This is a genomic window from Serratia myotis (assembly GCF_027474885.1).
Taxonomy (GTDB): Bacteria; Pseudomonadota; Gammaproteobacteria; order Enterobacterales; family Enterobacteriaceae; genus Serratia; species Serratia proteamaculans.
This window is the reverse complement of record NZ_CP099707.1, coordinates 543,040-557,649: the sequence shown is the minus strand read 5'-3', so window position 1 is coordinate 557,649 and position 14,610 is coordinate 543,040. Positions and strand designations below refer to the sequence as shown.

Sequence of the window (14,610 nt, the reverse complement as noted above, 5' to 3'; positions counted from 1 at the left end):
AGCGCCCAACCGCTCACCCCGGGATTTTGACCGCTTAGCGCCCCTATAGCACCGCTGACTGAAATTCAGATGTCTTCCCCTGCCCCAAGCCGCAATGATGAGCTGTTCCTATACCTCTATCCGACAGTTATCCGCATTCGGGCCACGCGCCTAAACATCTTATAAGCGGATTAACTCACTCATTTTTTTGCAGATTTGAACTAAGGACACTTCAATGAACCGAGAGGGGATTTTAAAACACATACCCTGGATGCTGCTGGGGATACTCGGCGCTTCCTGCCTGGGTGTGGTGGCGCTGCGTCGCGGCGAGCACATCAGCGCACTGTGGATCATCGTCGCTTCAGTGGCGGTGTATCTGGTGGCCTACCGTTATTACAGCCTGTACATCGCCACCAAGGTGATGAAGCTGGACGCCTTCCGCGCCACCCCGGCGATGGTCAATAACGACGGCCTGAACTATGTGCCGACCAACAAATACGTGCTGTTCGGCCACCACTTCGCCGCCATTGCCGGCGCAGGCCCGCTGGTCGGCCCGGTGCTGGCTGCACAGGTCGGTTACCTGCCTGGCACGCTGTGGCTGTTGGGCGGCGTGGTGCTGGCGGGGGCGGTGCAGGACTTTTTAGTGCTGTTCATCTCCTCACGCCGCAACGGCGCATCGCTCGGTGAGATCATCAAAAAGGAAATGGGGCCGGTACCGGGCACCATCGCGCTGTTTGGCTGCTTCCTGATTATGATCATCATTCTGGCGGTGCTGGCCCTGATCGTGGTGAAAGCGCTGGCGGAAAGCCCATGGGGCGTGTTCACCGTGTGCTCCACCGTGCCGATTGCCCTGTTTATGGGCATCTACATGCGCTTCCTGCGCCCTGGCCGGGTCGGTGAGATTTCGGTGATTGGCATCGTGCTGCTGGTGCTCTCCATCTGGTTTGGCGGCGTGATCGCCCACGACCCGTTCTGGGGCCCGGCGCTGACCTTCAAAGACACCACCATCACCTATACGCTGATTGGTTATGCGTTTATCTCCGCTCTGCTGCCGGTGTGGTTGATCCTGGCGCCGCGCGACTATCTGGCGACCTTCCTGAAAATCGGCGTGATCGTCGGGCTGGCGATTGGCATCGTGATCCTCAACCCTGAGCTGAAAATGCCGGCGATGACCCAGTTTATCGACGGTACCGGCCCGGTGTGGAAAGGTTCGGTGTTCCCGTTCCTGTTCATTACCATCGCCTGTGGCGCGGTTTCCGGCTTCCATGCGCTGATCGCCTCCGGCACCACGCCGAAGCTGTTGGCCAATGAAAAAGACGCGCGCTTTATCGGTTACGGCGCCATGCTGATGGAGTCCTTCGTCGCCATCATGGCGCTGGTCGCGGCTTCCATCATCGAACCGGGCCTGTACTTCGCCATGAACACCCCACCGGCCGCACTGGGCATCACCATGCCAGACCTGCACCGCTTGGGCACCGAAGATGCACCGATGATCATGGCCTCACTGCGTGATGTGACCGCCCATGCGGCGGCGACCGTCAGTTCCTGGGGCTTTGTCATCAGTCCGGAACAGATCCTGCAGACCGCCAAAGACATCGGTGAACCTTCGGTACTGAACCGCGCCGGTGGCGCACCAACTCTGGCGGTGGGTATCGCCCACGTGTTCCACCAGATCATTCCTGGCGCCAATATGGGCTTCTGGTACCACTTCGGTATTCTGTTCGAAGCAATGTTCATCCTGACCGCACTGGATGCAGGCACCCGTTCCGGCCGCTTTATGCTGCAGGACTTGCTGGGTAACTTTGTGCCGTTCCTGAAAAAAACCGACTCGCTGGTGGCCGGTATTGTCGGCACCGCCGGTTGTGTGGGGCTGTGGGGCTACCTGCTGTATCAAGGGGTGGTCGATCCGCTTGGCGGCGTGAAGAGCCTGTGGCCGCTGTTCGGCATCTCCAACCAGATGCTGGCCGCCGTGGCGCTGGTGCTGGGTACCGTGGTGCTGATTAAGATGAAGCGCACCAAGTACATTTGGGTCACCGTGGTACCGGCCGTCTGGCTGCTGATTTGTACCACCTACGCCCTGGGCCTGAAGCTGTTCAGCAACAACCCGCAGCTGGAAGGCTTCTTCTTCCAGGCCGGCGAGTACAAACGCAAAATCGCCGAAGGCGGCGCCGAACTGACCACCCAGCAGGTGGCCAACATGAACCATATTGTGGTGAACAACTACACCAACGCCGGGCTGAGCATTCTGTTCCTGCTGGTGGTGTACAGCATCATCTTCTACGGGGTGAAAACCGCCATGGCGGCACACAAAAACCCGAACCGCAGCGACCAGGAAACACCGTACGTGCCGGTGCCTGAAGAAGCGCCTTCCAACGGCGTAACTGAGGGAGACGTCAAAGTTTCACCGCAGCACTGATGGTGATTTAACGGATACCCTGCATAATGAAATCTGTTATGCAGGGTAATTTTTTTGGGAGAAGGCTTATGTTCGGTAATCTCGGCCAGGCGGGTAAATACCTCGGGCAGGCGGCGCGCATGTTAGTCGGCGTACCTGACTACGATACCTACGTCCAGCATATGAAAGACAACCACCCGGACAAGCCGGTGATGACCTATAAAGAGTTTTTCCGCGAACGCCAGCAGGCCCGCTACGGTGGGGACGGCAAAGGCGGCATGCGCTGTTGTTAAAAGGATCCTGAATGAAACCCATCGCAGTCACCATTCTGACCGGCTTTTTGGGTGCCGGTAAAACCACCCTGCTCCGCCATATTCTGAACGCTGAACACGGCTACAAAATTGCCGTGATTGAAAACGAGTTCGGCGAAGTGCCGATCGACAACGCCTTGATTGGCGATCGCGCCAGCCGCATCACCACACTGAGCAACGGCTGCATCTGCTGCAGTAAATCCAACGAACTGGCAGACGCGTTACTGGACTTGCTGGACGGCGTGGACCAGGGCCAACTGGAGTTCGATCGGCTAATCATTGAATGCACCGGCATGGCCGACCCCGGCCCGATCACCCAGACCTTTTTCTCGCACGAGATCCTCTGCGAACGCTTCCTGCTGGACGGCATCATCACGCTGGTGGACGCCGCACATGCCGATCAACAACTCAACCAGTTCAGCATCGCGCAGGCGCAGGTGGGCTACGCCGACCGTATTCTGCTGACCAAAACCGACGTGGCACCGGACTGTGAAGCGCTGACCCAACGGCTGCAACAGATGAACGCCCGCGCCCCGGTTTATACAGTGACGCACGGCGATATCGATCTAAGCGTGCTGTTCGACATCGAAGGCTTTGTGCTGAACGACAAGCTGAACCTGACGCCGCCCGCCCCGCTGTTCCGCCGCATTCCGCAGGCGCAAAACAACATTCAGTCGATTGTGGTGTACCACGACCAACCGCTGGAGCTGATGCAGGTTTCAGAAGTGATGGAAGGCCTGCTGCTGGAATACGCCGACAGCCTGCTGCGTTATAAAGGGATTTTGTCGATCCAGAACGAGCCGCGCCGCCTGCTGTTCCAGGGTGTGCAACGGCTGTATAACGCCGACTGGGACCGCGAGTGGTTACCTGACGAAGAACGTCGCAGTACTTTGGTAATTATTGGGTTGGATTTGCCGGAAGACACCATTCGCCAGCGGTTTGCCGAGTTGGCGCAAGCCTGAACCTATAGGGCTGCACATTCAATTGCAGCCCACTCATTTAACCTGCCGATGCGGCCCCGCCGCTGCCAAATAAAATAATTTTAAAATCAATTATTGCAATATGGTCATATTCACCTGTAAAAATAAAAAAATAAATAATTAACGAGTTAACCATTAAAAAATAAAAAGACAATGCAAAAATTAATGAAATGTTAAAGTTATTAACCATTCATGTTGACAATAAACAACACAGAAGCTACTGTTATTCCGCCATCAAGGCACATAATAAAAATCTCATTCAACCAAGGTAAGAATAATGGACACCACACCATTTAATTAATAGCTAAGGAAATCCCCGTCATGATTTCACAATCAAAAATCGCCCACTATCAGGTTATTCTTGATGGTGAGGACACGGGTAGCTTTTGCGCCGAGAAGTCACTATTAGATAACTTTGAGAGCAAAGGTATCGATATTCCACATTTATGTCGCGCAGGAAAATGCGGCTGTTGCAAAATGTTGTTAGTCAAAGGTGAAGTGCGTCATGGAAAACAAAGCGCCCTCGCCGAAGATGAGCTTGAGGAAAATATTATATTAGCTTGCTGTGCCTATCCGCTGTCGGATATTGAAGTCGAACTCTATTAAAGAAGGATTCTTTCCGTGAGTATAATTGAAACAACCCTGAAAAAATGGGATCGCGCTGCTATTGTCCGCTCCCGTCCGCGTCGCATACTTAATGAGCAAGATTACCAATCCAGGCAATATTTCCCTACGGAACGTCTGCCGCTTTGCATGCACCCGCGCGTGGCGGCGTTGGGTGACGAAGCGCTGCGCTATATTCAGGTCCAAACGCTTTATCACTATCTGAATGGCATCGCCAACATTGAGCTGGAGATTATTAATGACTCAACCTACAAGTTGTACAAAAATACCGCAGGTGTCGATTTCCCCGCGAATATACGCCTGGAAGCATTAACCGTCGTTGTAGATGAGTCCTATCATGCTCTGGTCGCACTAGACCTTATCAATCAGGTCGAACAAATGACGGGCATAGCACCGCTGAGCATGCCGAAAGACACCGAAGCGTCCTTCGCGCTCGCGCTCGCGCTTGGCCAGACCCCGGATGAACACCGAGAATTATTCCGGCTGGTGTGCGTTTCCCTGTCAGAACAGGCGTTAACCACCGATCTCATCGATGTCATCGACAATGAAGATATTTTCCCCTCCTTCTATCAGATCATGAAAGACCATGTCGCGGACGAAGGCCGACACGCCCGCTTTTCTCAACAGATACTTGGGCATATATGGCGCCACAGCGATACGCATGCAAAAGAGGCGATGAAACGCCCCATCCTGACCTTTATTGAACACTATACGACGGATGCCATCGCTAAAGAATTTAGCGTCCGGATGTTAGATCATTTGAATATGGATGCAGAAACCATCGCCGCCGTCATTCACGACACTTATCCACCTGCCGACACCAAGCCATGGGAAACCAATAATATTGTTACGCAGCAGATGCTGCTGGCACTGGATAAAGCGGGCATACTCGAAGACCTGCCGATTTCGAAAATAGCGCAGGCATAAAACAGATAAACCGAATAAAAACTGGACATCAGCACCGGATGCTCACGTTACACTATTACTAGGAAGCCAATGTGGAACTATTAAACATAGTATTCTCAGGCAATATCCATTGCGGGGAAGCGCTCACCTCAGAAATACAAGAATATGGTCATCATATTTACCCGTTATCTTCATCATCTTTACCAGCCGGGAAAATCGACCTGATAATAACGACAAACAATCATCAGGATGAATTACAACGACTGCAGAAATTATCTGAAAACGTTCTGGTGATATCGTCAAATAAAGAAATAATCACCGATGTAGATAGTTTACAAAAACAAGAATACTTATCCCTGTACTTTATTCAAAAAGAAAAAACCGGCTACCTGTGCGGCAGTCTGATACCCGATACCCGACATAGCCAACGGAATAACGCAGAGCAGTTGAAAGACTTAATCTGCGACGTAGTGGTCTCTCTGTCACGCGGCATACTGCCTGACAATATCAGTTTGCCTCCTTGCATCGGCCAGAAATGTTATTCCGCTCCGCCAGAACGCCTGCGCGCTTTGATCGTCACGCTTTTACAACGCTTGGGTGACCAAACCCAGGGGCGTTGCGCGACCGATCTCTGTTTCGTCACCTGGCGAAAAGAAGCTGACTTTCATACCCTTGCCGAAGACCAGGTCACGCCGGAGAATCAAAACCTGCGGCATTTCTTCTTCAATGAAACCGGCATTCTCAAACAAAACCGATACGCGCAAGCCAATGCGATGATTACCCTCGCCCCCGCCGGCGATGGTGATGGCGTGTTGGTCACGGTAACTGGGGACGATGCCCGTTTCCAACGCTTCACCGACTATCTGGACGCGCTACTCATCTCTCAGGACGATCCCGCTACCGCACCACTGGTCATTTCTCCTGATGAAATACGCCAGTTGGCGTCCTTCAATGATACCGCGGACGCGGCCCTGCTTTCCCAAGATATTGTCACCCTGTTTCGCCGTACGGCGGCGGAAAATTCGGCGCTTATCGCCTTGCATGCCGACGACAGAGAATACAGCTACGCTGAGCTCGATGACGCCTCTGACAGAATGGCTTGTTGGCTGCTCGAACACTGCGGCGACGTAGACGGCCACGACATTATTGCCGTATCCATGCAGAAAACCGCCCTGCTGCCGATCGTAATGCTGGGCATCCTGAAAAGTAATAAGACCTATGTTCTGCTCGACCCGCAGGCCCCGGCAACCCGCAATCAGAATATCCTTAATGATGTGCGACCCACGCTGATCCTGGCCGATACTCTTCTGCAGGCGGGGAATGCGCCGTGCATTGATCCGGCAACCATTAACTACCCGGCAATGACCCTGCCGGCGTCACATCTTCCCCTGCCGTCTGATGGCCTGGCTTACCTCTGTTACACCTCGGGCACCACCGGCAAAGCTAAAGGCGTCATGATCACTCGTGAGGGGCTTGCCAACGTCGCGCAAAACCATCGCGACTTCATGCGGTTGGAAACCGGCAGTAAAGTCCTGTCGATTGCCTCTCTGGGTTTTGATGCTTTTGGCTGGGATGTTTACGGTGCCTTGATCAGCGGATCAACGCTCTACCTCGCGCCTACGACATTGCATACCGAAATCGATGCCTTATTCCGTTACCTCGCGCGGCACGAGGTGAACCATATCACCATTACCCCGGCCATCCTTGAATTGCTGCCACGTGAAGCCTGGAGCGGTTTAAGATCGATGATTGTGATGGGCGATGCACCGCCGGCGGATGTGGTGGCCTGGTGGGCTGAGCAGACTCGTCTGTTCAACGGCTATGGCCCGACAGAGGCCACCATCGCCACCTCCCTGTGCGAATATCAATCCGGCGTGGCCTGGAACTGCATTGGCAAACCGCTGAAGAATTACCGCTGCCATATCCTGGATGCGCACAATAATCTGCAGCCCCTCGGCTTCGAGGGTGAATTGTGCATCGCCGGGCACGGCCTTGCCCGCGGTTATTTGAATCAGCCCGAATTGACCGGCGAAAAATTCATCACGTTCGCCCTACCCGGCAGTCCGGGTAAAGAACGCATTTATAAAACGGGCGATATCGCCAAATGGGATAAACAGGGAAATATTATTTTTATTGGCCGCAAAGACCATCAGGTCAAGATCCGCGGCGTGCGTATCGAAATTGGCGAAGTGGAAACGGCCATTCGCACCCATCCGCAGGTAGAAAGCGTGTGCGTGGTAGCCAAACCGCAGGCCGCCGGCAAAGCGCTGGTGGCGTTTGTGCAAGCCTCGTCGCCGGCCCTGACCGCCGATGGCTTACGGCATTCGCTGGCCCCTCTGCTGCATGCAGCCGCCATTCCGACCGCTTTCGTTTTCTTGCCTGCATTGCCGTTGACCACCAATGGCAAAGTTGCGCGCCAGCAGTTGGAAAACTGGGTTATAGAAGACGGTGACGGCGATATGGCGTTGCCGGAAACCGAAACGGAAGTGATCCTGGAGCGCATCGTGACCGAGGCCATCGGTTGTACCCGCGCCGACGTCACGCAGGACTTTATCTGCCTGGGGGCACACTCGCTTACCATGAGTAAAATCGTTTCGCTGGTCGCCCGGGATTTGTGCTGTCGTCTGAATATCGCCGACCTTTTCCAAAACAATACGATACGTAATCTGGCGGAATATATTGAGAATAAGGCGGTCTCCGCCGACAGGACCGTCCCCATCGGCGAGCAACGCCGTGCGGCGCTCAGCCCCCAGCAAAATTTACTGTGGTACCTGAGCGCGCTGAATCCTGATGATTGCAGTTATAACCTACCCATTGCGGTGGAGATCCGCGGGCCGCTAAATCTTTCGCTGTTCGAGCAGGCCATCAATTTCATTTATGAAAAACATGAAAGCCTGCGTACTCAATTCGGCGAGGATCAGGGCATCGCCTATCAGCATGCGCTGCCGCATATTCCCATTAACCTTGCCGGGCATACCCTCACCGGGCAGCATCCTCCTCTGGAAGACAGGGTGAAACAGCTTTGCGCCGTCCCCTTCGATATTACCCGCCGCCCGCCGGTCACCCTGCGTTTGGTGCAGTACCATGACCAGCACCACGTGTTAGTATGGGTGAAACACAACATTCTGACCGATGCCTGGAGTGAGGACCTCATCCTCAACGATCTTTGGCGGCAATATAATCATCTGTGCGGCGGGGGCCCCTACGCACTGCCGGTACCAGAGGTTCAAACAATTGATATCGTCAATGATGCCGGGGAACCCCGCCTCGAGAGCGATATCGCCTACTGGCAGCAAAAACTGCACGCGTGCAGAGAATTGGATTTCCCCTTAGACATGCCTCGCCCCCTGGCACCGACGCATGCCGGTGAACGCATAGGCCGCCGGTTGGATCCCGCCATCGCGGGGCTGCTGGAACAGCGCGCCAGGGTATTAGGTGCGACTCCCTTCGTTTTGCTTACCGCAGCGCTGACCTATCTGCTGAGTAAATACACTAACCAAGACGATATTGTCATTGGCAGCGCCATCGCCGCACGCGACAATCTTTACCTCGAGCAGGTGAGCGGATTCCACGTCAATACCGTACCGCTGCGCACGGTGCTGAGCGCGGATGACACCCTGGCAACCCTGATCGGTAAAATGACGGAAACCTGTACGGGCGCCTATCGGCACCAACAGCTGTCCTTCGACCGCATTCTCCACCAGATTGATTACGAGCGCGTATCGAACAAAAACCCGCTGTTCCAAATCATGGCCATTCTGCAAAACGCCGGAGACGTGTGCCAGGCAGGCCTCCATGACTGCTCATTGCAAAAATTGCCGGTGTCTTCGGGTTTCTCGATGTTCGACATGACCTGGAACTTCAGCCTGGCCGCAGACGGCATCAGCATTGAGCTTGATTACGCCAGCGAATTGTTCCACGCCGCCAGATTGCAGATGATGCTGAACAATTATGAACAGGTACTGCATCAGCTGCTGACGCAATCCCCCTCGATGGCGCTTGCCGCTATAAACCCGCTCAGCGAGGCGGAGCAAACCCGGCTTTTACAGCTGGCGAGCAATACGACGCAGAGCTCGCGCGGGACGCTGATTGAGCAAATTCATGACCTGGCACGCAGGCAGCCGGATTTACCCGCGGTGAGCTGCGAAAAAGAGAGTTACAGCTACGAGCAACTGTGGCGCCTCTCAGAGCATATCGCCCATTACCTGAGCGAATTGGACAACAACGCGTTTTCTGTCGGTATTATGATGGAAAAGAGCTGCAGGGTGGCGGCACTGATCCTCGGCGCACTCAAGGCCGGCAAATACTATATTCCCATTGATGTCCATTACCCGGCGGATCGCGTGCGGTACATGATTGACGATGCGCGAACGAAAATCCTGGTCACCGACGAAGCAAACGCCACGGTGCCAGCGGATTGCCCGCACGTGACTTTCGAGTCAATACTGTCTGCCAGCCCCGCCGTTGAGCAAACGCGTTCGAACGGAGAAGAGGATCCGCTGGCTTACATCATGTACACCTCCGGCTCTACCGGCAACCCGAAAGGTGTGATGATTAGTCACAGTAATCTGACCAATTTCACCAATGACTTTGCCGACCGATTGGCCCTGGGGCCTGCTGACAAGATGTTGAGCCTGACGAGCATCAGTTTCGATATTTTCGGCCTGGAACTGTTTTGCTCTCTGGCCTCGGGCGCCCATGTCGTGCTGTGCCCGCGGGAAACCGCCATGGATCCCGTCAGGCTTTATCATTTTATCGAGCAGCAACAACCCAGCGTCATTCAGGCCACCCCGACCGTCTGGGGCACCATCGTCAGCCATTTACCGGCGGCGGGCAACCGGCCGCTGACGGTGCTGTGCGGTGGCGAGAAAATGCCCGTCGCGCTGCTTTCACAACTGCGGCGCATCGCCACTCAGGTGCTGCAGGTCTATGGGCCGACGGAAACCACCATCTGGTCAACCTGTGCCGATCTGACCTTTGAGGGCGACAGCACCTGCATCGGCACGCCGATAAACATGACCGAGGCTTTCATCATGGACTCGGCCGGCGGCCTGGTGCCCGGCGGTGCTTTCGGCGAGCTTTGCCTGGGCGGCGCCAGCGTATCTCCGGGCTACTGGAACAACGGTGCGCTGAGCGCCCAGGCGTTCATCAAACGCCAGGTCCTTGGCGCCGTCCGTTACCTGTATAAAACCGGCGACATCGCGCGCTTCAACAGCCGTGGGCAATTGGAATATCTGGGCCGTAACGATCACCAGGTAAAAATTCGCGGCCATCGCATTGAGCTCAGCGAGATCGACCTCAATTTATCCGCCATGGATAGCATCGCGCATGCCTTGAGCCTGATCGTCGGAGAAGGGAATAACGCCAGGATCGTCAGTTACCTGCAAATGGTGCCCGGCGCGGAGTTAAACGAGAAATCTGTGCGCGCGGCGTTGAAGAGCAGGCTGCCCAACATCATGATACCCTCCAGCTTTATGGTGCTGTCCGCTTTCCCGCTGACCAACAACAACAAGATCGACGTTCGCAGGCTACCTACCCCGACGATAACCTACTCGTCCTCCGAAACGGATTACGTGCCGCCGGCCAGCGAGGCGGAACGCGCCATGCAGGAAATCTGGCAAACCGTGTTGATGCAGGAACACATCAGCGTGACGGACAGTTTTTTCAGCTTGGGCGGCAACTCGCTGCAGATCCCACGGCTATTGCACGCCATTCGCCAGGCGATGCACATTTCCCTCACTATCCGCGAATTCATCCTGCACAGCCAAATTCGCGAGCTGACCGCGCTGGCGCTCACCAAAACCAGGGAGGAAGCAGATGGAGTGCATTGAGGTAACCTACCGCGGCCGGCGGTACCGGGTGCATCACCATGAGCGGATCCCGCTGTCCGCCATGCTGAAGTTCGGCGACAACCCAACCAATATCTACGGCGTTACGCCGGCGAGCGCGGCCCCCTTGCGCTACGGCGATTCGCTGGCCAGCGTAGAGCATGGGGGGGCGTGCAATGCCTCCCGCATCTCATTGGTGCCGCATTGTCACGGCACCCACACTGAGTGCGTCGGGCACATCATGCCTGGCGAACATAACGTGGCAGAGTTGGTTTTCGAGCCATTCATTGCCGCTACGCTGATTCGAGTGCCGCTGCAAAGGGCGGGCGAGATGTCGGAAACTTATAATGCGAGCGCCCGGGGAACGGACCTGGTCATTACCCGCACGGCGATCGACGATGCCTTGTCGCAGGTGGCGCCGCATTATCTTCAGGCGTTGGTGATCGCCGCCAAAGCGCCGAGCTGGCGACTGGCGGATGAAATACCGCCTTATTTCAGCCACCAGGCGATGGCGCGCATCGTCGAGCTTGGCGTACATCACCTGGTGGTTGATGTGCCTTCGATTGACCGATTGCACGATGGCGGCAGGATGGACAACCACCGCTGCTTTTGGGGAATGGGCCTGTCGACGGCGGAGGCGCGAGCAAGATTGCGCTGCTCCGTAACGGAAATGGCACAGGTTTCGCCGGCAACCCCGGCCGGCAGCTATTTCCTGTCATTGCATTTGCCGGATTGTTCGGGCGACGCCCTCCCCAGCAAACCCATTTTGTTTCCGTTCTCCCGAGGGAATGACGCAGCATGAATTACTCAGGTTATTTGCAGTTAAATCAGCTACTCGCTTTGCAACAACCGGCCTCGCCACCGAGCGAACACCGCAACGAGAACCTCTTCATCATTACGCATCAGACGTATGAACTGTGGTTCAAACAGCTGATCGATGAACTCCACTGCCTTATCGATCTGATAGAAAACGGAGACATAGCCGCCGCCAACAACGGGCTGATCCGCATCAACGCCATCACGAAAACCGTGGTGAACCAGATTGAGGTGATTTTCACGCTGAAATTCCATGAGTTCCAAAAATTTCGCGGTTACCTTGGTTCCGCCAGCGGATTTCAGTCCTACCAATTTGCGGGCATTGAGGCGCTGTTGGGTAAAGCGAACGGTAAAAAGTTGCAGCAGTACGGTGAAGATCCGGCCATTCAGAAAATGCTTGGCGCGATCATTCGCCCCATATCGCTCTGGCAAACGGTTCAGCGCCACCTGCTACTGCTCAACGATCGCCAGGGACAGCAGACCGAGTCCTTCAAAGACATCATAAAAACCGTGCTGGAGGAAGCTTCCAGCGAGTCGCTGTTGCTGAATCAGCTGCTGGATCTGGACTCGCTGCTGCAGGAATGGCGCTATCGGCACGTCAAGTTGGTAGAAAGAACCATCGGCCAACGTAAAGGCACCGGCGGCTCCGCCGGTTCCGATTACCTGAAATCCACGCTGTTTACGCCGATCTTTGACGAACTGTGGGAGGCGATCCACTGATCGCCTTAGCCGAGAACCAGGGGATCGCGCGATCCCCTTCCCCTTCATCCTGAACGGCGATTAACCTGCCATGCACACCATACCATTCCGGGGAGCCGAGCGATGCCTGAAAGCGCTGACTCCCACACGCCAGGGTAAATTGCGGCTGATTTGCTTTCCTCATGCCGGCGGCAGCGCCGGCACCTTCCGCGCCTGGAGCGGTTTGCTGCACCCGGACATCGAGCTGTTCGCCATGCAATATCCCGGGCGTGAAGAGCGGGCGAACGAAGCACCGGCGTGCCAGCACCGCAGGCTGGTGGCCGAACTGCAGCAGGCGTTGGCCCCCCTGCAGGACAAACCCTGCGTCTTTTTCGGCCACAGCCTTGGCGGCCGGTTGGCCTTGGCGACCGCACTCTCAGCCCGGCTGCCGCCCATAGGGTTGATCGTGTCCGCCTGCTCCACGCCCTACGCGGCAAAGCACGGTCGTTTGCTGCGCCTGACGCGCAGCGCGCTGATTGAAACACTTCACGAGTCCGGGCAAACAGGTGAGATCACCGACGAAAGCGCCGACCTGCTTGACGCCTATTTGCCGCTGATCCGCGCCGATCTCCTACTTGCCAGCCAGCTTATTTTTCCAAGGGAAACACATTTGCCGATCCCGCTGGCGGTTTTTTATGGCGAGGACGATCTTTGGGTCGACAGGCAGGATCTGGCAGATTGGCGGTTGCTGGCCGGGGGCGAAGTGCATGAACAACGCTTCCCCGGCAGGCACCTCTTTTTGAACGAACAGCGCAATGCGGTGATAGGGGCACTTCATACCTTGCTGGCGGGCCCGCTGAGCGCCCCGCCAACTCCGCGCTGAGGGTTAAGCCTGCTCGCTATGGCGTTTACCCAATGTGGCGGTGCGTTCGCCGCGCACCACGGTCCACGCCAGCAGCAGCGCGCAGGCGCTGCTCGCCATCAGCACGATGCCCGGCCGCTGCGCCAACCCGGCCAGCACCAGCCCCGCCGCCAGCATCAGGTAATACATCAGGCCAAGGATTGCGCCCGCAGTGCCCATGCAATCCTTATAATTCTGCAGCGCCCGCGCCAGAATATTGGGGATCGCGATGCCGTAGGCCATAACCACCAGCATCATCGGCAGCACGAACCACAGCTTATCCTCCAACAGGAACACCAGGCCGCCGCCGATCAGCGCCAATACGCAGGCCAGCATCAGCAGCGGCGTAAACAACCACTGTTTGGCGATGAGAAACTTGTTGATTGCCGCGCCGATCCCGACGCCGGCGGCCAGCACAAACCCGGTATAACCAAACCATTGCGGCGGAATGCCCAGCGCTTCAAACCGAAACGGCGCCAGCTGGTAATAGCTGAACATGCAGACGTTGAACAGGGCCACCAGCCATGCGCTGCGCCAGATATCGCCGTCTTTCGCCATGCGGCTAAACGTGCCGAAGAAAGAACTTTTCACCACCTGCGCCGGGCGCGTTTCCGGCAACTGCCATGCGGCATAGGCCAGCAGCAAGGCGGCCAACGTGGCCAGCCCGGCAAACACCCCCTGATAGCCCCAGTAATGGGTCAACAGGGCGCCGCTCAGCACCCCCACCGCAGGGCTGACCGCCATCGCAATCCCCATCACGGAAAACACCCGCGCCAGCTCATAGCCGTCGAACCGGTCGCGAATGGCGGTCTGAGTGCCTACGGAGCCCACCGCCGCACCAAACGCCGCCAGCACCCTGGCCGCCAACAGCAGGGTAAAGCTGGTGCTGAAGATGGCGATGATCGACGCCAGCAGATACAGTGCCAAACCGGCCAAAATGGTGGGACGCCGGCCGATCACGTCACACAAACGGCCCCAAACGACGACCCCGAATGCAAAAGCGAAAAAGTAACAGGACAGGGTTTGCGCCGCGACCTCCGCGCTGACGTGAAAACCGTCGGCAATGTGCGTTAGCGCCGGGCTATAGATCGTTTCCACAATCTGGGGAAACATCATCATCAGTGTCGCCAGGGTGAGGGTCAGTCTGCGTTGCATAGTACATCCCGTATCCAAAAAGAAAGTAGGCCACAAA

The 14,610-nt window shown here is 56.1% G+C and carries 10 protein-coding genes; 9 read left to right on the top strand and 1 reads right to left on the bottom strand.

Going from position 1 to position 14,610, the window contains the following annotated elements; translation table 11 throughout:
- Nucleotides 1-214: 214 nt before the first annotated feature.
- The 9 genes from NHG65_RS02515 (at nucleotide 215) to NHG65_RS02475 (ending at nucleotide 13,400) form a co-directional block, all read left to right on the top strand.
- Nucleotides 215-2,395, top strand: coding sequence for a carbon starvation CstA family protein (locus tag NHG65_RS02515; RefSeq protein ID WP_499182910.1), 2,181 nt, complete (start codon nucleotides 215-217; stop codon nucleotides 2,393-2,395).
- Nucleotides 2,396-2,463: 68 nt separating this feature from the next.
- A complete protein-coding gene (locus tag NHG65_RS02510) occupies nucleotides 2,464-2,667 on the top strand; it encodes a YbdD/YjiX family protein (protein WP_004953088.1) in 204 nt (67 codons plus the stop codon).
- Nucleotides 2,668-2,678: 11 nt separating this feature from the next.
- Nucleotides 2,679-3,647 carry a GTPase gene (gene yjiA, locus NHG65_RS02505; RefSeq protein ID WP_207977997.1) on the top strand — a complete coding sequence of 323 codons (969 nt, stop codon included), beginning with the start codon at nucleotides 2,679-2,681 and terminating at the stop codon, nucleotides 3,645-3,647.
- A gap of 339 nt (nucleotides 3,648-3,986) precedes the next feature.
- A complete protein-coding gene (locus tag NHG65_RS02500) occupies nucleotides 3,987-4,271 on the top strand; it encodes a 2Fe-2S iron-sulfur cluster-binding protein (RefSeq protein ID WP_099063222.1) in 285 nt (94 codons plus the stop codon).
- Between the two features lie 15 nt (nucleotides 4,272-4,286).
- A complete protein-coding gene (locus NHG65_RS02495; protein WP_261427656.1) occupies nucleotides 4,287-5,216 on the top strand; it encodes a diiron oxygenase in 930 nt (309 codons plus the stop codon).
- Nucleotides 5,217-5,641: 425 nt separating this feature from the next.
- The gene (locus tag NHG65_RS02490) at nucleotides 5,642-11,026 is read left to right on the top strand and encodes a non-ribosomal peptide synthetase (protein ID WP_219015332.1); all 5,385 of its coding nucleotides are present in this window, start codon (nucleotides 5,642-5,644) and stop codon (nucleotides 11,024-11,026) included.
- A 28-nt stretch (nucleotides 11,027-11,054) separates the two neighbouring features.
- Nucleotides 11,055-11,825: a cyclase family protein gene (locus NHG65_RS02485; protein ID WP_157765442.1), complete on the top strand. Its 771-nt coding sequence runs from the start codon at nucleotides 11,055-11,057 to the stop codon at nucleotides 11,823-11,825.
- A complete protein-coding gene (locus tag NHG65_RS02480) occupies nucleotides 11,822-12,559 on the top strand; it encodes a tryptophan 2,3-dioxygenase family protein (protein WP_099063226.1) in 738 nt (245 codons plus the stop codon). Before NHG65_RS02485 ends, NHG65_RS02480 begins: the two co-directional genes overlap by 4 nt.
- A 70-nt stretch (nucleotides 12,560-12,629) precedes the next feature.
- Nucleotides 12,630-13,400 (top strand): thioesterase II family protein, encoded by a 771-nt coding sequence (locus tag NHG65_RS02475; RefSeq protein WP_099063227.1) that lies wholly within the window; start codon nucleotides 12,630-12,632, stop codon nucleotides 13,398-13,400.
- Nucleotides 13,401-13,403: 3 nt separating this feature from the next.
- Here the strand turns inward: NHG65_RS02475 and NHG65_RS02470 are convergent, their stop codons facing one another.
- Nucleotides 13,404-14,573, bottom strand: a complete 1,170-nt coding sequence (locus tag NHG65_RS02470) for an MFS transporter (protein WP_099063228.1) — start codon at nucleotides 14,571-14,573, stop codon at nucleotides 13,404-13,406.
- Nucleotides 14,574-14,610: the final 37 nt, after the last annotated feature.